The sequence below is a fragment of the Streptomyces sp. NBC_01217 genome (genome assembly GCF_035994185.1).
GTDB lineage: Bacteria > Actinomycetota > Actinomycetes > Streptomycetales > Streptomycetaceae > Streptomyces.
In genome coordinates, this window is sequence record NZ_CP108538.1 from 2,101,112 (window position 1) to 2,119,521 (window position 18,410).

General features: G+C 68.7%; 19 protein-coding genes. 13 read left to right on the forward strand and 6 right to left on the reverse strand.

Features of this window, described 5'->3' with window-relative positions; genetic code table 11:
* Window positions 1-112: 112 nt before the first annotated feature.
* The 4 genes from OG507_RS09140 (at window position 113) to OG507_RS09155 (ending at window position 2,534) form a co-directional block, all read left to right on the forward strand.
* Window positions 113-706 carry a hypothetical protein gene (locus OG507_RS09140; RefSeq protein WP_327366650.1) on the forward strand — a complete coding sequence of 198 codons (594 nt, stop codon included), beginning with the start codon at window positions 113-115 and terminating at the stop codon, window positions 704-706.
* Between the two features lie 202 nt (window positions 707-908).
* Entirely contained in the window at window positions 909-1,151 is a 243-nt protein-coding gene (locus OG507_RS09145) for a hypothetical protein (protein WP_327366651.1), read from the forward strand.
* Between the two features lie 5 nt (window positions 1,152-1,156).
* Window positions 1,157-1,672 (forward strand): DUF6879 family protein, encoded by a 516-nt coding sequence (locus tag OG507_RS09150; protein WP_327366652.1) that lies wholly within the window; start codon window positions 1,157-1,159, stop codon window positions 1,670-1,672.
* 13 nt (window positions 1,673-1,685) lie between these two features.
* A complete protein-coding gene (locus OG507_RS09155) occupies window positions 1,686-2,534 on the forward strand; it encodes a helix-turn-helix domain-containing protein (protein ID WP_327366653.1) in 849 nt (282 codons plus the stop codon).
* A gap of 1,093 nt (window positions 2,535-3,627) precedes the next feature.
* Here the strand turns inward: OG507_RS09155 and OG507_RS09160 are convergent.
* Window positions 3,628-4,347: a DinB family protein gene (locus tag OG507_RS09160; RefSeq protein ID WP_327371911.1), complete on the reverse strand. Its 720-nt coding sequence runs from the start codon at window positions 4,345-4,347 to the stop codon at window positions 3,628-3,630.
* A 213-nt stretch (window positions 4,348-4,560) separates the two neighbouring features.
* Between OG507_RS09160 and OG507_RS09165 the strand changes: the two genes are divergently transcribed.
* From OG507_RS09165 to OG507_RS09180, 4 genes are all read left to right on the forward strand, one after another.
* Window positions 4,561-5,724, forward strand: a complete 1,164-nt coding sequence (locus OG507_RS09165) for a sensor histidine kinase (RefSeq protein WP_327366654.1) — start codon at window positions 4,561-4,563, stop codon at window positions 5,722-5,724.
* On the forward strand, window positions 5,721-6,389 hold the full coding sequence (locus OG507_RS09170; RefSeq protein ID WP_327366655.1) for a response regulator transcription factor: 669 nt from the start codon (window positions 5,721-5,723) through the stop codon (window positions 6,387-6,389). Before OG507_RS09165 ends, OG507_RS09170 begins: the two co-directional genes overlap by 4 nt.
* Before the next feature lie 160 nt (window positions 6,390-6,549).
* Window positions 6,550-6,765: a hypothetical protein gene (locus OG507_RS09175; RefSeq protein WP_327366656.1), complete on the forward strand. Its 216-nt coding sequence runs from the start codon at window positions 6,550-6,552 to the stop codon at window positions 6,763-6,765.
* 8 nt (window positions 6,766-6,773) lie between these two features.
* Window positions 6,774-8,957 carry an MMPL family transporter gene (locus tag OG507_RS09180; RefSeq protein WP_327366657.1) on the forward strand — a complete coding sequence of 728 codons (2,184 nt, stop codon included), beginning with the start codon at window positions 6,774-6,776 and terminating at the stop codon, window positions 8,955-8,957.
* Window positions 8,958-9,072: 115 nt separating this feature from the next.
* On the opposite strand, the gene OG507_RS09185 is transcribed toward OG507_RS09180, so the two are convergent.
* Window positions 9,073-9,783: an Imm52 family immunity protein gene (locus OG507_RS09185; RefSeq protein ID WP_327366658.1), complete on the reverse strand. Its 711-nt coding sequence runs from the start codon at window positions 9,781-9,783 to the stop codon at window positions 9,073-9,075.
* Window positions 9,784-9,847: 64 nt separating this feature from the next.
* Window positions 9,848-10,312, reverse strand: a complete 465-nt coding sequence (locus OG507_RS09190; protein WP_442811093.1) for an ATP-binding protein — start codon at window positions 10,310-10,312, stop codon at window positions 9,848-9,850.
* Between the two features lie 139 nt (window positions 10,313-10,451).
* Here OG507_RS09190 and OG507_RS09195 point away from each other — a divergent pair, with 139 nt between their 5' ends.
* Both OG507_RS09195 and OG507_RS09200 read left to right on the forward strand, forming a co-directional pair.
* A complete protein-coding gene (locus OG507_RS09195; RefSeq protein WP_327366660.1) occupies window positions 10,452-11,309 on the forward strand; it encodes a helix-turn-helix domain-containing protein in 858 nt (285 codons plus the stop codon).
* Window positions 11,306-11,509, forward strand: a complete 204-nt coding sequence (locus OG507_RS09200; protein WP_327366661.1) for a DUF397 domain-containing protein — start codon at window positions 11,306-11,308, stop codon at window positions 11,507-11,509. Before OG507_RS09195 ends, OG507_RS09200 begins: the two co-directional genes overlap by 4 nt.
* 41 nt (window positions 11,510-11,550) lie before the next feature.
* Here OG507_RS09200 and OG507_RS09205 read toward each other — a convergent pair whose 3' ends face one another.
* Both OG507_RS09205 and OG507_RS09210 read right to left on the reverse strand, forming a co-directional pair.
* Window positions 11,551-12,162, reverse strand: a complete 612-nt coding sequence (locus OG507_RS09205) for a DUF1349 domain-containing protein (protein WP_327366662.1) — start codon at window positions 12,160-12,162, stop codon at window positions 11,551-11,553.
* Window positions 12,159-13,679, reverse strand: coding sequence for an aldehyde dehydrogenase (NADP(+)) (locus tag OG507_RS09210; protein ID WP_327366663.1), 1,521 nt, complete (start codon window positions 13,677-13,679; stop codon window positions 12,159-12,161). Before OG507_RS09210 ends, OG507_RS09205 begins: the two co-directional genes overlap by 4 nt.
* Window positions 13,680-13,848: 169 nt before the next feature.
* On the opposite strand from OG507_RS09210, the gene OG507_RS09215 reads away from it, so the two are divergent.
* From OG507_RS09215 to OG507_RS09225, 3 genes are all read left to right on the forward strand, one after another.
* Window positions 13,849-14,619 carry an IclR family transcriptional regulator gene (locus OG507_RS09215; RefSeq protein ID WP_327366664.1) on the forward strand — a complete coding sequence of 257 codons (771 nt, stop codon included), beginning with the start codon at window positions 13,849-13,851 and terminating at the stop codon, window positions 14,617-14,619.
* Between the two features lie 2 nt (window positions 14,620-14,621).
* Window positions 14,622-15,095, forward strand: coding sequence for a GNAT family N-acetyltransferase (locus OG507_RS09220; protein ID WP_327366665.1), 474 nt, complete (start codon window positions 14,622-14,624; stop codon window positions 15,093-15,095).
* Window positions 15,096-15,211: 116 nt separating this feature from the next.
* Window positions 15,212-16,663, forward strand: a complete 1,452-nt coding sequence (locus tag OG507_RS09225; RefSeq protein ID WP_327366666.1) for a peptidoglycan D,D-transpeptidase FtsI family protein — start codon at window positions 15,212-15,214, stop codon at window positions 16,661-16,663.
* Between the two features lie 51 nt (window positions 16,664-16,714).
* Here the strand turns inward: OG507_RS09225 and OG507_RS09230 are convergent, their stop codons facing one another.
* Window positions 16,715-18,157, reverse strand: a complete 1,443-nt coding sequence (locus OG507_RS09230; RefSeq protein ID WP_327366667.1) for an NCS2 family permease — start codon at window positions 18,155-18,157, stop codon at window positions 16,715-16,717.
* Window positions 18,158-18,410: the final 253 nt, after the last annotated feature.

Here is an 18,410-nt window from a genome sequence, read left to right on the forward strand (position 1 = left end):
TCCGGGCCTGACAGGAGCGCGGCAGGGAGGGAAAAAGCTAGCGCCGCAGCTTGGAGCGTTTGCGCGGCCAGGGGCACTGGACATACAGCCCAGAGATGCCGACACTCGGGGCATGGATGCTGGTTTGGCGGCGGTACTTGGAGCTATAGCGGCCTCAATGGGCAGCGTTGCGGCAGCCTTTGCGCAGCACGAAACCGCGCGTATCTCCGCAAGAGCTGATCACCGAAGGGAAAGGCGGCAACCGCGCCATGACACCTATCGGGTTTTCATTCAGAAAGTCCTCCTTGTCAAGGAGCGAGTTGCTTACGACGGATACGAAGATACAACTTTCAGCGAGGAAGAAGCGCTAATCAAGGCGGTGCATGAAAGCTGGATTGACGTGAGCCTCTTAGGACCTCAACCGGTTATTTCTGCTGCTTCACGACTCCGCGACGATGCTCTAGGAGTTGTTGAATTGATGGCGATTACTCGTCACCTGCAAGAGCGGGTTAGTTACATGGACGAAGAGGACGACACGCTTGAAGGAGAGCTAGAGAAATACAGCTCTTCGGTAGATCATCTATACGAAGCCGCGCAAACATTGACCAAAAGCGCCGATCAATTCAGTACAGCCGCCAGCGCGTCACTGGACGATGACGGAACAGTGCGCCGTTTTACCAGCAAGAGGCTAAAGCGTAAACGAGTTACAGAAGGCAGTGCGCCCTAGTCTTTCCGCGTCCAATGGCCCCGTACCCGCTGCCTTACTGGTGGCCGGTACGGGGTTTCTCTCGTTTCTGAAAACTGACGGGGCGTCAGATGGTCGCCTCTGCTGTCGTCAAGTGGCCCGTGAACATGCCCTCTTGACGTGATCCGTCAGGCGGGTGATGGTCGTGCAATCGGGCGCAATCGCATCGACGGAGGGACATGACATGCCGCTACGGTTCCTGGGGATCATCCCGAACACGCCTGACACGGACTCCCCAACCATCTGGCTGGACGAAGAGACGGGAGACCTGTTGATCCAGTCGTACAAGGCCACTGAGGAGGAGGTGAAGGCGTGCCAAGAGATCGGCTCGATTCCGGGCCACTCCACAGACGTGCCGGATCACGAGACGATCATCAGGCTTCCGAAGGTCATGCTTCAGTACATCCCCCGCCCCGACAGTGAGTAGCAACGATGACGAACCCCGTACTTGAGGGTCTGGCAAAGGCGCGTCACTCAGCCATTCACTTGGAAATGCGCGACGCGTACCAGCCGAACGACCCTGATTTCATCGCGTGGCAGAACGGGAAGCGCCTTGACCCTGCCGCTGACCGGTCGGCGTGGTGGCGTCCGTTTCTGGACGTGGTAACCGAGACAACAGCGCGTGGTGTCGTGATGCGCCGTGCTCGGATTGTCTCGGAGCCAGTGACGGACTACATCAAGTACGAGTACGACGTGACGTTTCCGAACGTCGCAGCGGGTGAACTGGTCCGCTGGTTGCCCCGGCGCAAGGCAGCCGATATTCCCCTACCCGGGACAGACCTTTGGATGTTCGACAATTCCTCAGTGCTGTTCACCTACTTCTCTGGAATTGGGGAGGTAGTTGACCGCGAGTGGTGCACTGAACCGCCCGTCGTGGCGCTGGTGAGTACAGCATTCGAATCGGTCTGGGAACGGGCCACGTCTCATGAGGAGTACAAGCCGGTCTAACCGGTCCAGCGCCATGCCCGCATCAGGATCATCAAGTGTTCAAGCCGCCCGGAAAGTCCTTGCCGATCGCCTTCGGGAGATGTGCAAGGACGCCGGGTTGGACGGTAAGCGGCTCGCTGAGGCGTGCGGGTGGCACCCTGCCAAGGTCTCGCGGATCTCGTCCGCGAAAACGTCGCCTTCCGCTGAGGACATCCGCGCATGGTGTCGCGCTTGTGGCGCAGAAGACCAGACAGAGGACCTGATTGCCTCTCTGCGCGCCGTTGAGGGCATGTGGGTGGAATGGCGGCGGATGGAGCGGGCGGGGCTGCGACAGGCGCAGGAAGCCCGTTTGCCGCTGTACGAACGAACGCGCTGGTTCCGCTGCTACTCGCCGGGGCTTGTCCCAGGGTTGATTCAGACCTACGGCTATACCGAAGACGTATTGCGTGCCGTGCAGCGTCGCCGTGTTGAGGTTGATGACGTTGCTGATGCCGTGGCCGCACGCATGGAACGTCAGCGCGTGCTCTTTGAGGGTCAGCGCCGTTTCGCATTTCTGGTAGAGGAGTCAGTTCTTAGAAATGCACTCGGTGAGCCAGATACTCAGGTTGAGCAACTTGAGCATTTGCTCACGGTCTCCGCGCTGCCCAACGTCAGCTTGGGCGTGGTCCGTACGAAGATCGGCCGTGCCCGAATGCCGGTTGAGGGGTTCTGGATATTCGACACAGCACAGGTGAATGTCGAGCTAGTTTCTGGATACCTTACGATCACTCAGCCGCGAGAGGTGGCCACGTATGCCGACACGTTCGCCGCACTGGCTGACGTTGCTGTCTACGGCGCGAAGGCCCATGCTCTGATCCGGGCGGCTGTCACCTCGCTGGGGTGATTGGCGTGCAATCTCGTGCAATCGGCTGTGAGTTGGGGTGCCGCTGTTCCTAGCGTGGTTGTCATTCGGACCACGTGAGGGGACGGCGGGCACATGGCCAGTCAGACGAAGACGAACGCCACGGATGCGCGACAGCACGAGTACACGACGTACGCGCCTCATGGTGAGAAGTGCCGGAACTGCCGTAAGCCGTTCAAGTCGTTGGAGACCTGCCGCCGGGTGGCCATCGAACGGGCTTCGGGGGGTTCTTCGGCTGACCGCTACGAACACCATGAGTGCCCGGCATGACTGCCCCAGCGAAGCGCATCAGCGCCCGTGTGAGTGCCTTACCGGACCCGGAGTTAGTCAGCCTCATAGATGACCCGTCAGGGCCGTACGCGGACTCTCCTGACGGCTGGTGGACGCAATACGGGGGAGCACTCGACAGCCGCTCAGGGGTGGTCTACTTCCCCGGCCCGAAGTCGCCTCCCTGTCCGCTGGCATGTCCCCGGCATCAGGGGGTGAGTGGCGAGTGATTCAGCCGCCCCTGATGTTCATGGGTGGAGACCTGACAACGCCGCGCGCTGACAGGGTCGACCCTGAAACGTGCCCTGTCTGCGGCAGACTGCGCGAAAGCCTGAGAGCGGCACTCAGTACGCGGAGTTCTGTAATGGGCCGACTGGTCGTGATCGCCATGCACAACCACATGATTCACGGCCATCCGAAGGACCCGCGCAACAAGACCCCGGCCCGCTGAGCGACGGCGAATCAAGTCTCAGCGTGTCGGCTGCCCCGTCCGTGCGTCCGTCCCCCGTGGCGCATGGGCGGGGCTTCGTGCTGCCTGCCCATAGCCCCTGGTCAGGGCTTCGCGGTAACCTATGGTTCCCGTGGTTCAAGGGCAGGCGATGTCGCTCCAGATCTCGACGCGCATGTCTCTTCTTCTCTCCGTGTTCTCGTACGTACGGCCCGGGCAGCACGGAGGCACCCTCCGCTCCCGTACACAACACGAGAACGGACACCGTCATTCCCCGCTGCGTACGGCCGGTCGGTGACCGTGGCCGGTCACGAGCCGCTCGTCGGTGTGTGGACCGGAAGCGCCATGGCGCGCCCGGGCCTAGCGGGGAGTGGTGAAGCGGGTCCGCCACAGGTCGCGGAGCAGCGCGATCTCGGCCATGTGGTGGATGAATTCGAGGTTGGCGCCCCACAGCACGGAAATGAACGGTTCCCCGGGGGCGGAGCCGTACGGGTACTGCGAGAGGCCGACCGTGTCGAGCTGGTCCTCGGTGAGGGCGCCGACGTCGGCGCGCCAGCGGTCGATCACCGGCCAGAAGCGCTCCAGGGTCAAGGCCGCCGAGGGGGAGAAGTCGATCATCCGCTTCGGGTCCTGCCGTCGTTCGCCGAAGGTCCACTCCCAGTTGCCCGCGAACTCGTAGTGCAGGTGGCCCAGCCGCCACGCGATGGTCGTGACCGATGTCGCGTCCGGCTCCGGCTCGCCGGTGTGGGCCAGGATCTGCTCGACCCGCTCGACAGTCACGCTCCAGTCCTCGGCGATCTTCTCCACCGACATGCCGCCGGCCGCCTGCCGGGCGACCTCCGCGTACTCGCTCGCCGGGATGTCCGCGGCGCCCAGGTCCAGCAGCCACTCCCCCGGCCCGAACGCCCGCGGCGTCGTCGCCTCGGCGCGTCGCCGCAGCGACCAGCAGCCGGGCACCGGTTCCCACAGATACTCCTCGTCGCCGAGCCCCGCCAGCCGCACCCCGGCCATCTCCCTGGCCTTGTCGAACTGGTCCAGCAGCAGGCCCAGACGGTCGGTCCGTACGCCCTCGATCTCCATGAACGGTTCCCCTTCGCGGTCGTGTGTCATACCTCGCTGCGCTCCGGCGGAGGTTAACGACCCACCTCACGGGGCGCGACCGATTTCCCTGCCCACGAAGCGACGGGCGCGCTGCGGGAGTTGGCGCCGCAGGGGGCGGACCGGGCGAGGGGGGCTCGGAGTGACCCTGCGCGGAGCCCGGCCTCCGATCGGCATCGCGGGCAGAATGGACCGGTGCCGCCTTTCGAACTGACCCGTTTCCGGCTGCCCCGTGGTGCCCGCGCCGATGCCGTGCTGGCCGGCGGGGTATTCGTGTTGGTGGCGCTCGGTGCCGAGGGGCAGCGGCTGAGACATGGCGGGGACTCGATGCCCTCGCAGATCGCGTCCTGGCTGCTGATCGCGGCGGTGTGCGGAGCGCTGCTGTTCCGGCGCCGGTATCCGGTGGCGGTGGGCTGGTTCACGGTGCTGGCCACGGGTGCCTACTATCTGCTGAGCGACATCGACGGCCCGCTGATCGTGGTTCCGATCGTGGCGTTGTACGCCGTCGCGGCCCAGGGCCGGCTGCAGGCGGCCATCGCCATGGCGGCGGCCATGGTCATCGGCATGGGTGCGGGCACCCTCGCGGGCAACAGCGATGTCAACGGCACGGCGGTGTTCATGCTCACCGGCTGGCTGGTCGCCGTCGTGGCCCTCGGCAGCGTGCGGTACGGCCGGGTGGCATACGCCGAGGAGGAGGCGCGGCTGCGGGCCACCGAGGAGCGGCTGCGCATCGCCCGCGAGCTGCACGATGTGATCGGGCACAACATTTCGATGATCAACGTGCAGGCGAGTGCGGCGCTGCACCGGCTGAAGAAGGACCCCGCCCAGGCCGAGGAGGCGCTCGGCGCGATCAAGGCGGGAAGCCGGGACGCCCTGCGGGAGCTGCGCGCCACCCTCGGTGTTCTCCGCCGGGTCGACGAGGAGGCGCCCACGGCGCCCGCGCCGGGGCTGGCCAGGGCGGACGAGCTGGTGGCTTCGGCGAAGCCGGCGGGGCTCGCGGTGCGGATCGAGCGGACCGGGGCTGAACGCCCGCTGCCCGCCCCGGTCGACCTGGCCGCCTACCGGATCGTGCAGGAGTCGCTGACCAACGCCGCCAAGCACAGCGGCGCGGGGCGGGTCACGATCCGGCTCGTGTACGGGGACAGGGAGTTGACCCTGACCGTCGAGGACGACGGCCGGGGCTCGGCGGCCCGCCCCGCAGGTGCGGGTGGCGGCAGCGGGATCGCCGGAATGACGGAACGGGCGCGGGCACTGGGTGGCGAGCTGACCGCGGGCCCGCGGCCGGAGGGCGGATTCGCGGTGCGGGCCCGGCTGCCGTACGGAATCACAGGAGAGCCGATGGAGCGGAGTGACCGATGATCAGGGTCCTGCTGGCGGATGACCAGCGGCTCGTCCGGGCCGGGTTCCGGTCGATCCTGGAGGACGAGGACGACATCGAGGTGGTGGGGGAGGCCGGGGACGGGGAAGCCGCGGTCTCGGCCTGCCGCGAGCTCCGGCCGGACGTGGTCCTGATGGACATCCGGATGCCGGGAATGGACGGTCTGGAAGCCTCCCGGCTGATCGCCGGTGATGAGCAGCTGGCGTCGGTGAAGGTGGTCATCCTGACGACCTTCGATCTGGACGACTACGTGTACGGGGCGCTGCGCGCCGGGGCGACGGGCTTTCTGGTGAAGGACACCGAGCCGGAGGAACTGCTGCAGGCGGTGCGGGTCGCCGCCCGGGGCGATGCCCTGATCAGCCCGTCGGTCACCCGGCGGCTCATCGCCGAGTTCGCGGGCCGGGTGAAGGGCCCGGAGCCGGATCCCCGGCTCGATGTCCTCACCGACCGGGAGCGCGAGGTCATGCAGTTGGTGGCCGCGGGGCTCACGAACGACGAGATCGCGGCGCGGCTGGTGCTGTCACCGTCCACGGCGAAGACGCATGTCAGCCGGATCATGTCGAAGCTGGGGGCACGGGACAGGTCGCAGGTCGTGGTGCTGGCGTACGAGTCCGGAATGGTCAATCCGGGCTGGCTGGCGGAGTAGACCGGTCGGCGGGCAGTCGGCCCACCCCGTGAAGCGTCGGCAGCAGGCCCCGCGCAACTCCTGGGGTACGACGCGGCGGCAGCCTGCATCCGCTGGGGTACGCCGGGTGTCAGCCGGAGGCTGACGACCCCGGCCCTGCCGCGCGTGCACGATCAAGGGCATGAACCCACCCACCTTCCCCTCGCGGGCCACCGCCGCTTTTGTCGGTGCGCTCGTCGGGGCTGCCGCCGGAATTCTTCTGGTCACGGCCGCCGGGGCCCTGGCCCTGGAGGTCGGCGGGATGTTTGCCGCCCTGGGGATCGGCGTGCCCACGCTGTGCGGCGCCGTGGTGGGCGCGTTCCTCATGCCCGGCAACTCCCGCTCGAATCCGAGGTAGTCACCTTTATGTCTCCCACCCGCGGCGCAGCCGCGACCATTGCCCCGCCCGCACCGGGCAAGCCAGATCGGCCACGCGGCGGCCGGTTCGGCGCCCTGGCCGGCTGGGCGCAGCGTCACCGCTGGGCCGCCCTGCTGCTCTGGGTGGCCGTCCTGGCCGCTGTCACGCTGGGCTCGCAGGCCGCAGGCTCCGCGTACAAGAACGACTTCGCCCTGCCGGGCACCGACTCCCAGGCCGCCACCGACCTCTTCACCAAGCACGGTTCCGCCCAGGCCGGTGACAGCGTCGACATCGTGCTGAAGGACGGCCGGGGCATCGACGGCCGCAAGGCCGCCGTCGAGAAGATGCTGGCCGAGGTGAAGGGGCTGCCGGGCGTCGCCGACGTACGCAGCCCGTACGCCGATGCCTCCGCCGTGTCGAAGGACGGCACGATCGGCTATGCCACCGTGATTCTCGACGGCAAGGCCGAGGCCATGCCCAAGGAGGAGATCACCGAGATCATCGACACCGCCAAGGGTTCCGAGGCGGACGGTCTCCAGGTCGAGCTCGGCGGCGATGCCGTGCGCGGCGCCGAGGAAAAGGGCAGCCCTACGGCGGAGCTGGCCGGCATCGCGGCCGCGATCATCATCCTCGGACTGCTCTTCGGCTCCCTGGTGGCGGCCGCTGTGCCGCTGATCACCGCCCTCTTCGCGGTCGGCTCCGCCCTCGGCCTGATCGTGCTCGCCTCGCACGTCTTCACCATCGCCGACTTCACCCCGCCCATCACGATGCTCGTCGGGCTCGGGGTCGGCATCGACTACGCCCTGTTGATCTTCTACCGCTACCGGCAGGAGCTCACCGACGGCGCCGATCCGGACGAAGCCTGTCGCAAGGCCCTGGACGCCGCCGGCCGTACGGTCTTCTTCGCCGGATGCACGGTGATCATCGCCCTGCTCGGTCTGGTCGCGCTCGGCCTCGGCTCGCTGCAGGGCGTGGCCCTCGCCCTGGCACTGACCGTGCTGACCACCATGGCCGCCTCACTGATCCTGCTGCCGGCACTGCTTGCGCTCTTCGGCAGGCGCATCCAGCGCCATGTGCTCAAGAACGCAGCCAGGACCGCCGCCAAGGGCAAGGCCGAAGGCCGCCGTTGGCGGGCCCTGGCCTCAGCGGTACAGCGTCGGCCGTTGGCGGCCCTGTTGGCTGCCGTCATCGCCCTGCTGGCGTTGTCCGCACCGGCTCTGGGCATGCGCCTCGGCTTCGCCGACGCGGGCAACGACCCGAGGACCACGACCTCCCGGCAGGCGTACGACCTGCTCGCCGAGGGCTTCGGCGCGGGCTTCAACGGTCCGCTGGTCGTCCTGGCGCAAGGAGACGAGGCCGCCGGCAAGGCCGTGCAGTCCGCCCTGGCCAAGACCGATGGCGTGGCCGCGGCCAGCCCCGCGATGCCTTCCGAGGACGGCGCCCTGTCCACCGTGATCGTCTACCCCGAGACAGCACCGCAGGACAAGGCCACCGCCGACCTCGTACACCATCTGCGCGACGACGTGGCCCCGGAACTCGAGCAGGACACCGGTGCCAAGGTCCTGGTCGGCGGCGCCATCGCGGCCTCCCAGGACTTCTCGGAGACCGTCTCCGAGCGGATGCCGCTCTTCATCGCCGTCGTGGTCGGGCTTTCGTCACTGCTGCTGATGCTGGTCTTCAGGTCGATCCTGATTCCTGTCAAGGCAGCTCTGCTGAACCTGATCTCGATCACCGCTGCGCTCGGCGCGATGACCCTGGTGTTCCAGCACGGTTTGTTCGGGGTGCAGCCGGGACCGATCGAAGCCTTCCTCCCTGTGCTGATCTTCGCGATCGTGTTCGGGCTCTCCATGGACTACGAGGTGTTCCTCGTCGGGCGAATGCACGAGGAGTGGGAGCGCACGAAGGACCATTCCCTCGCGGTGCGCGAAGGACTGGCCTCCACCGGCAAGGTCATCACGGCAGCCGGGGCCATCATGATCGTGGTGTTCGGTGCCTTCATGCTGAGCGCCGACCGGATGCTCCAGGAGTTCGGCCTGGGCCTCGCCGTGGCGATCCTGATGGACGCGCTGGTCATCCGCTGCCTGATGGTTCCGGCGATCATGCAGCTGTTCGGCAAGTGGGCCTGGTGGCTGCCCGCCCCGCTCGCCCGGCGGCTGCCCAAGGTGACGCTGGAACACCCCGCGGACAGCTGACGAGCAACCCGGAAGATCAGGCGGCGAAGAGTCCACGCATGCGCTCGGCCGGGGTTTCCGGCCGAGCGCATGCGTGGACGGCCGGAAAGGGATGTACTCGAAGTCCCCCCGACTGTCACAGCGCGGACCGGTCCATCGGGCACGGCAGCGGCCGCAGCGCACCGGCGTCCCGGAGCAGCAGATGGGCGCGGCGTACGTCGTCCACCTGGCCGTACGGGGCGATGACGAGGAGTACGCCTCCGGCGCCGAGCTCCGTGCGCCCGGCCGTCAGGCCCTCGGGCAGCAGGGCCGCGCGTCCCCGGGAGAGATAGCCGATCCAGCCGACGCAGGGCTCACCGACGACGAACCCGGCGTCACCCTCCAGGGCGTCGAGCACGTCGTCGTCGGTGACATCGCCGAAGTCGGGTTCCCACGCCTCGGCGACGGCGGCGAGGAGTTGCGCGTCGGGGATCTCGGCGGTGTCCGGCGATCTGACACCGATCACCATCGACTGGAGGAGGAACTCCGAGACGCCGCCCGCGTTCCCGCTGACCTCGATCTTCCAGCCAGGCCCGGCCGCGAGGACGAGCCGCAGTCCGAACCCGACCCGGTCCGACCAGCCGTCGGCATCCCTGGCCGCGCGCAGAGCGGCGAGAAGGGAATCCTCGTCCGGCAACAGATCGGTGGCGGGCCCGGACGAGTGGATCTGCCGCCATGTCCACGCCTCACCCGAGCCGCCGACCTGAAGGAGCTCGGCGAGCGCGTCCAGGGTGAGCTTCCACCGCCGGGCCAGCGCCTTTGCCGACTCCTCCCGGGGCCCCCAGAAGCCCCGCACCACACGTCGCATGTCACGCCCCTTCCGCCGCAAGAAGGCACGGTACGCGGTGGGGGTACGGACCGTATCGAGTCGGCTAACGGCTGCCCGGTCGCGTCGCCGACACCTCGGCCCAGACCGTCTTTCCGAACGGCGGGTACGGGTGTACGCCCCACTCCTCGGCAAGGGCATCGACGATGACCAGCCCCCGGCCTCCCTCAACTGCCTCCCCGGAGACGGTGGGCAGACGTTCGCCGCGCGGGTCCGTGACCTCGATCCGCAGCCGTCCCCCCGGGAGCAGGGCGAGCCCGAGCCGGAACCCGCGCCCGTCCAGCCGCCCGTGCGTGGCCGCGTTCGCCGCCAGTTCGGCGACGACGAGCGTCGCCGCGTCGATGCGTTCGCCGTCGCGCGGCCAGCCCCATGCCGCGAGTTGCTCCACGGCCAGCAGGCGGGCAAGGCGGGCACCACGGCGGGTGGCACTCAGTAACTGTGTGAACTGAGGTGCGGTGGTTGCCGGTTGTGGATTCTCGATCTCTACGGATTCGCTCGTCACGCCACTCAGCGTGGCCAAGTGACCGTACGCTGACCAGCAACGACAGCGGTACGTAGCGTGCATGTACCGGTACGCACGGCAACCGGTACCGGTTGTCCGCCGTAACGGGAGGCGCACGGTCGGCCCATTTGAACGAAAGCGGGCAGCAATGGAGCTGGACGGCGCGATCGGTGGCGACGAGGACTCGGAGGAGGCCGCGGACCTGTTCCGCGTGATCGGCAGCCAGGTCCGGCTGCTACGGGAGCGGGCCGGCCTCACCCAGCGGGAGCTGGGCGACCGCCTCGGCTACAGCGAGGACCTGATCCGCTCACTGGAGCGGGGCCGCAGAACCCCGCAGCCGGAATTCCTGGACGCGGCGGACGACCTGCTGGACGCGGGCGGGCTCCTGCGGGCCACGAAGGAGGAGGTGGCCCGGGCGAAGGCGCGGGCCCGCGTGAAGCATCCGGCTTGGTTCAAGGACTATGCGAAGCTGGAACTCCAGGCCGTCGAGCTGCACGACTTCAGCACACTCGCGCTCCCCGGACTGCTCCAGACCGAGGAGCACGCTCGTGCTGTCTTCGCCAGTCGGCAGCCACTGCTGCCCGAAGAAGTCGTCGAGCAACGAGTACTGGCGCGACTGGAGCGCCAGGAAATCCTGACAAGCTGGCCACCGCCGCTGACGACGTTCACCATTGAGGAGTCCGTACTCCGGCGGCCCATCGGAGGACGGGACGTCCACTGCCGACAGCTGGAGCAGCTCATCAAGTTCGCCGGGCTGCGCAGCGTGGAACTTCAGGTCATGCCGACCCACCTTGAGGAACACCCGAGCCTCGGCGGCCCGTTCATCCTGCTCACCCCGAAGAGGCGTGCCCAGGTCGGCTACCTGGAGATCCAGAACACCAGCAAGCTGGTCACGGACCCGGAGGAAGTACGTATGCTGTCGGCGCGATACGGCAGCATCCGAGGTCAGGCGCTCAGCCCCCGCAAGTCCCTGACGCTGATCGAGACGATCCTGGGAGAACAATGAGCAACCGTCAGAACGTCGACGACGCCAAACTCACCTGGTTCAAGAGCAGTTACAGCAGCGGGGAAGGCGGCGCATGCGTCGAGGTCGCCGCCACCGGACAGGCCGTCCTCGTCCGCGACTCGAAGGACACGTCCCTCCCCCACCTGGCACTCACCCGCACCGGCTGGACGCACTTCCTGCGGTACGCGGCCGGAGCCTGAGCCGAGGGGGGCGGGGCCCACGGCTCAGGCCGCCGGGGCGGTCAGGTGCCGTCGCGCAGGTCGGCGAGGCCCGTCGGACGGAACGTGATCCGGTCGAATGTCGCCTCGCAGCCCTCGCCCGTCGGGGACTGGACCAGGAAGCCGATCGACGCTTCTGCGGCCTGCTCGGGCCCGCCCAGGGTGAAGACGCGGACGAAGGTCCACTTCTCGCCGTCGGCCGAGGCGTGGAAGGCGAACGCGTTGCCTGTGCGGCTGAGGCGGAGCCAGGTGGTGTCGCCGTCCACGACGAAGGAGTTGGTGTCGTCGGAGTGGCCGCGGGTGACGACCGTGCAGATGGTGGGGCGGTCCGGGGAGAGTTCCAGGCAGAGCTTGGCCCACTCCCGTTCCCCTACGTGGAGGTAGAGCACCCCGGCGTCGAAGGCCGCGGCGAAGCCGACCTTCACGCGGGCGAGCAGCTGGAAGTCGCCCCGGGGGGCCGCGCCGAGGAGGCGGGGTGCGTCGCTCGTGGGGTCGAGGGATTCGCCGCCCGGCGGGACGAAGCGGTCCTGGCGGGCGCCCGCGCGGGCGGTCAGTGCGCCGTTCTCGTACGTCCAGTCGGTCTCGGGGCCGAAGGGGTGCAGTCCAAAGGGGAGTTCGGGGAGGTGCGGGGTCATGCGCGGCGTCCGTCCACTCGGCGGGGCAGGCCCAGGGGGTTGTCCTCGCGGAGTTCCGGGGGGAGCAGGGCCTCGGGGGTCGTCTGGTAGCTGATGGGGCGCAGCCAGCGTTCGATCGCGGTGGCGCCGACCGAGGTGGAGGTGGAGGTGGTGGCCGGGTAGGGGCCGCCGTGGTGCTGGGCGGGGGCGACCGCGACGCCGGTGGGCCAGCCGTTGACGAGGACCCGGCCGGCCAGCGGGGTGAGAGCCGCGAGGAGTCCGGGGGCGTCGGCGTCGTTGCCGTCCGTGGCGGTCTGGAGGGTGGCGGTGAGGTTGCCGGGGAGCCGGGAGAGGACGGCGGTGATCTCGTCCTCGGAGGCGTAACGGGCCACGACGGTGACGGGGCCGAAGCATTCCTCCAGGAGCGCGTCGTGCGGGCCCTCGGTGGTGAGGAGGTGCGCCGGTACGGTGAGGAAGCCGGCCGAGACGGTGTGCTCGCCGCCTGCGCCGGGGGTGACCGGGGCCTCCACGTCGGGGAGTTCGGCCCGTTCGCGTACCCCTGCGACGAAGGCGTCGCGCATCCGGTGGTCGAGCAGGACGCCCGCCTCGGTGTCGCTGACGGCGGCGGTCAGGGTCTTCAGCAGCCGGTCGCCGGTCTCGCCCGCGGGGGCCAGGACGAAGCCGGGCTTGGTGCAGAACTGACCGACGCCCATGGTCATCGAGCCCGCGAGCCCGGCGCCGATCTGCTCGCCGCGCTCGGCGGCTGCCGCCTCGGTGACGACGACGGGGTTGAGGGAGCCCAGCTCGCCGTGGAAGGGGATGGGCACGGGGCGGGCCGCCGCCGCGTCGAACAGGGCGCGGCCGCCGCGTATCGAGCCGGTGAAGCCCGCTGCGGCGACGAGCGGGTGTTTGATCAGCTCGATGCCGGCCTCGAAGCCGTGCACCAGGATCAGTACGTCCTCGGGCAGACCGACCCGCGCCGCCGCCCTGCGCAGCACGGAGGCGCACAGCTCGGAGGTGGCGGGGTGGTCGGGGTGGGCCTTGACGACGACCGGGCAGCCCGCGGCCAGGGCGCTCGCGGTGTCGCCGCCGGGGACGGAGAAGGCCAGCGGGAAGTTGCTGGCCGCGTAGACGGCGACGACCCCGAGCGGGATCTTGTAGCGGCGCAGGTCGGGCCAGGGCGGGGTCCTGGTGGCGTCCTCGTGGTCGATGTGGATGTCGAGGAAGGCGCCCTCGTCCACGACCTCGGCGAAGGCCCTCAACTGGGCGGCGGTGCGCGCGAGTTCGCCGGTGAGCCGGGCCGGGCCGAGTGCGGTCTCCGCGTCGGCGGCCTCGATGACGTGCTCCCCGGCCTCGGTGAGCAGCTCGGCCGCGGTGCGCAGGAACGCGGCGCGCACGGTGCGGTCGGCGAGCGAGGCCCGTACCGCGTGGGCGGCCCGGACCGCGTGGTCGACCTCCTGCGCTGTAGCCTCCACCGCAACCTGCTCACGCGGGTTCCCGGTGCGGGGGTCGACGCTCCAGACTGGTGCTGCTGCCACCGTGATTCCTTCCGCTCCACTGCCACACATCAGGAGTTGTTCGGTATTCTGAACAGAGTTCCTGATCGTGAATATGAAGCGACTCTATTTCCGGGCGTTCCGTGTTGGCAAGAAGTCGCAGGCTTTCGTGAACAGGGTTTCGTAAGTGGGCTGGAAGGGGCGTAGGGCGATGTCGGCTGCCGAGTCTGGTGGGGCACAGGTCAAGTCCGCGGTGCGGACGGTGGAACTGCTGGAGTACTTCGCCGGGCGGCCCGGCATGCACTCGCTCGCCGCGGTGCAGGAGGCCGTCGGCTATCCCAAGTCCAGCCTCTACATGCTGCTGCGCACGCTGGTCGAGCTGGGCTGGGTGGAGACCGACGCGACGGGCACGCGGTACGGGATCGGTGTACGGGCCCTGCTCGTCGGCACCTCGTACATCGACGGCGACGAGGTCGTCGCGGCGGCCCGCCCGACCCTGGACCGGCTCTCCGACGACACGACGGAGACCATCCACCTGGCGCGCCTGGACGGGACGAACGTGGTGTACCTCGCCACCCGGCAGTCCCAGCACTATCTGCGCCCCTTCACCCGCGTCGGCCGCCGGCTGCCCGCCCACTCCACCTCGCTCGGCAAGGCGCTGCTCGCCACCCACAGCGACGAGCAGGTCCGCAAGATGCTCCCCGAGACGCTGCCCGCGCTGACCGAGCACACCATCACCGACCGCGAGAAGCTCATCGAGGAGCTGCACCTCATCCGCGAGCAGGGATACGCCGTGGACCGCGAGGAGAACACCCTGGGTCTGCGCTGCTTCGGCGTCGCCATCCCGTACCGCACCCCGGCGCGCGACGCCATCAGCTGCTCGGTGCCGGTCGCCCGGCTCACGCCCGCGCACGAGCAGATGGTGAAGGACGCGCTGTTCGACGCGCGGGACCGGCTGACGCTGGCCACCCGGAGGCTCTGATCATGCGAGTTGCCCTGCGAGAGGTACACGACAGCGATCTGCCGTTGTTCTTCGCGTTCATGTCCGATCCGGAGTCGGTCAGGACGGCCGCCTTCACCAGCGAGGACCCGACCGACCGCCACGCGTTCGACGCCCATTGGCGACGGATCCTGGCCGACGGGTCCGTCGTGACACGGACGGTGGTCGCGGACGGTGCGGTGGTCGGCAGCGCCGGGGCGTACGGGCCGCCGGACGACCGCCAGGTCACCTACTGGATCGACAGGGCGCACTGGGGCCGCGGGCTCGCGACGGCCGCGTTGCGGGCCCTGCTCGACGTCGTACCGGAACGCCCGCTGTACGCACGGGCCGCGGCCGACAACACCGGATCGCGCCGGGTGCTGGAGAAATGCGGATTCACCGTCACCGGCGAGGACCACGGGTTCTCGTACGCCCGCGGCGAGGACACCGACGAGCTGCTGTTCACCCTGCCGGGGTGAACCGTCGGGGTGACCCCTGCGCGTGACCCCGGCGCGAAACGGCCGATCATGAGGAATCGGTGAGAAGCGGCACAAGCGGGAACGCCGCGCGGCGCCCCGCTCGTCCCTTCCATGGGATGAACAAGACGATCAGGCGCGCCTCGGTCTTCTGCCTGCTGCTGGTCCTCGCCCTGCTGGGGCGGGCGACCTGGGTGCAGGCGTACCAGGCACGGGCGCTCGCAGACGACGACCACAACCGGCGGAACACCATCGCGCAGTACGCGCAGCCGCTCGGCGACATCATCGTGGCCGGGAACCCAGTCACCGGATCGAAGAGGACGGTGGGCAGCGACCTCGCGTACAAGCGCACCTATACGCAGGGCGAGCTCTACGCGGCCGTGACCGGCTACAGCTCGCAGGCGTACGGCGCGACCCAGCTCGAAGGGATCTACAGCCATGTGCTGGACGGCACCGACGACCGGCTGAAGAGCCCGACGGACGTGCTGACGGGCAAGCAGGCCTCCCCCGGCAACGTCCTGACGACGATCGACCCCGACGTGCAGAAGGCGGCGTACGAGGCGCTCGGCGACGACAAAGGCGCGGCGGTCGCGATCGACCCGAGGACCGGGCAGATCCTGGGCATGGTCTCCACCCCTTCGTACGACCCCTCGACGATCAGCGGGACCACGGACGGCGACGCCTGGCAGAAGCTGCTCGACAACGAGGAGAAGCCGCTGGTCAACCGTGCGCTGCGGCAGCCGCTCGCACCCGGTTCGACGTTCAAGCTGGTGGTGGCGGCCGCGGCGCTGGAGAACGGACTGTACGGCTCCGTCGACGAGCGCACGGACAGCCCCAATCCGTACACCCTGCCCGGTACCAGCACGGTCCTGAGGAACGAGAGCGCCTCGGCCCCCTGCGAGGACGCCACGCTGCGCACCGCGCTCCAGTACTCCTGCAACAACGTCTTCGCGAAGGTGGCCGCCGACCTCGGCCAGGACAAGGTCAGGGCGATGGCGGAGAAGTTCGGCTTCAACACCGAGAAGCTCGATGTGCCGGTACGGGCCGCCAAGAGCGTCTACCCGTCCGGCATGGACAAGCCCCAGACGGCGCTGACGGGCATCGGCCAGTTCGAGGTCACCGCGACGCCGCTGCAGATCGCCATGGTCTCCGCCGCCCTCGCCAACGACGGCGAACTGGCCGCACCGCACATGGTGTCCGAGGTGACGGACTCCAAGGGCAACACCCTGCAGTCGTTCGCCGACGGGGACACCGAGCGCATCGTCTCGCAGTCCACCGCCGAGCAGCTGCGCAGCGCGATGGTGACCGTCGTCGAGGAGGGCACCGGCACCAACGCCCGGATCGACGGGGCCGAGGTGGGCGGCAAGACGGGCACCGCGCAGAACGGCGTGGGCAACAGCAAGACCCCGTACGCCTGGTTCACCTCGTACGCGAAGGACGACTCCAACGGCAAGGAGGTCGCGGTGGCGGTAATCGTCGAGGACTCCGGCGCGGCCCGCTCGGAGGTCAGCGGGAACGGCCTGGCGGCGCCGATCGCCCAGAAGATGATGAAGGCGGCGCTCAAGGACTGAGAGGACTGAGGGGGGCGGTGGGGCGGGGAGTGCCGCACCGCCCCACCGCTGCTACTTCACTCCGAGCAGTTGCTCGATCGGGTCGATCGCGAAGTACACGGCGAACAGCGCCGAGGCTCCCCAGAGCAGCCAGTGCACCTCGCGCGCCCTGCCGAGGACGGTCTTGATGACGACGTACGCGAGGAAGCCCGCCCCGATCCCGTTGGTGATCGAGTACGTGAAGGGCATCACGGCGATCGTGAGGAAGGCCGGGATGGCGATCTCGTAACGCTCCCAGTCGATGTGCCGGACCTGTGCCATCAGCAGGAAGCCGACGGCGATCAGCGCGGGCGCGGCGGCCTGGGCGGGGACGACCGTGGCGAGCGGGGTGAGGAACAGGGCGACGGCGAACAGCGCGCCGGTGACCAGGGACGCGAAGCCGGTGCGGGCGCCCTCGCCGACACCGGCCGCGGACTCGATGTAGGACGTGTTGGAGGAGGCGGAGGCCGCGCCGCCCGCCACGGCGGCGGCGCCGTCGATCAGCAGGACCCGGCCGAGGTGCGGCACCTTGCCCTGCTCGTCGAGGAGTCCGGCCTCGTTGGAGACGCCGACGACAGTGCCCATCGTGTCGAAGAAGTCGCTGAGGACCAGGGTGAAGACCAGCAGGACGATCGTGATGACACCGACCTGCTGGAACGCCCCGAAGAGGCTGAAGGAGCCGACGAGGCCGAAGTCCGGGGCGGCCACGATGTCGTCGGGGACGGCCGGGACGGTCAGCCCCCACGCGGCCGGGGCGATGTCGGCGATCTCGTTGATGACGATCGCGACGACCGTCATCACGACGATGCTGATGAGGATGGCGCCCTTCACCCTGCGGGCCAGCAGCGCGACGGTCAGCAGGACGCCGAGGCAGAAGACCAGCACCGGCCAGCCAGAGAGCTGCCCGGTGGCGCCGAGCTGCACGGGGACGGAACCGGTGTCGCCGGGGATGCGGGTGACGAAGCCCGCGTCGATGAACCCGATGAACGCGATGAAGAGCCCGATGCCGACGCTGATCGCCTGCTTGAGCGCGGACGGGATGGCCCGCATGACGGCCTCGCGCAGCCCGGTGACGACCAGTACGCAGATCAGCAGGCCTTCGAGGACGATCAGCCCCATCGCGTCGGGCCAGCTCATCAGCGGGGCGATCTGGTACGCGACGACGGCGTTGAGGCCGAGTCCGGCGGCGATCGCGAGCGGCAGATTGCCGCCCAGCCCCATGATCGCGGTCATCACGGCGGCCACCAGGGCGGTGACGGTGACGAGTTGGGGGCCGGAGAGGTGTGCGCCGAACTTGTCCTCGGCCGAGCCGAGGATGATCGGGTTGAGGACCAGGATGTAGGCCATGGTGAAGAAGGTGGCGAAGCCGCCGCGTATCTCGCGTCCGAAGGTCGAGCCACGCTCGCTGATGGCGAAGTAGCGGTCGAAGGCGTTGCGTTGCACTGCGCTTTCCGGGTTTTCCGGACTTTCCGGCATGGGTGCTCCTGGGTACGTGAAAGGCCCCTCGATGGGGTGGCTGCATTGTTCCTTCGGACGCGGGGTCTTCAGGTTTTCGCCGTGTTACGCCTCACTGGGATCACACACCCGCGCCGAAGCGCTTCCGGGGTGCGCTGGTACGCCCGCGCCCCGCCCGCACCCCGTGGGTAGTGACGGGAAACGTACACAACACGGCAGTGCGCGTACAGGGATCCGAGTACCCGTGGGCTCAGTCGTCGACGATGCCACTGCC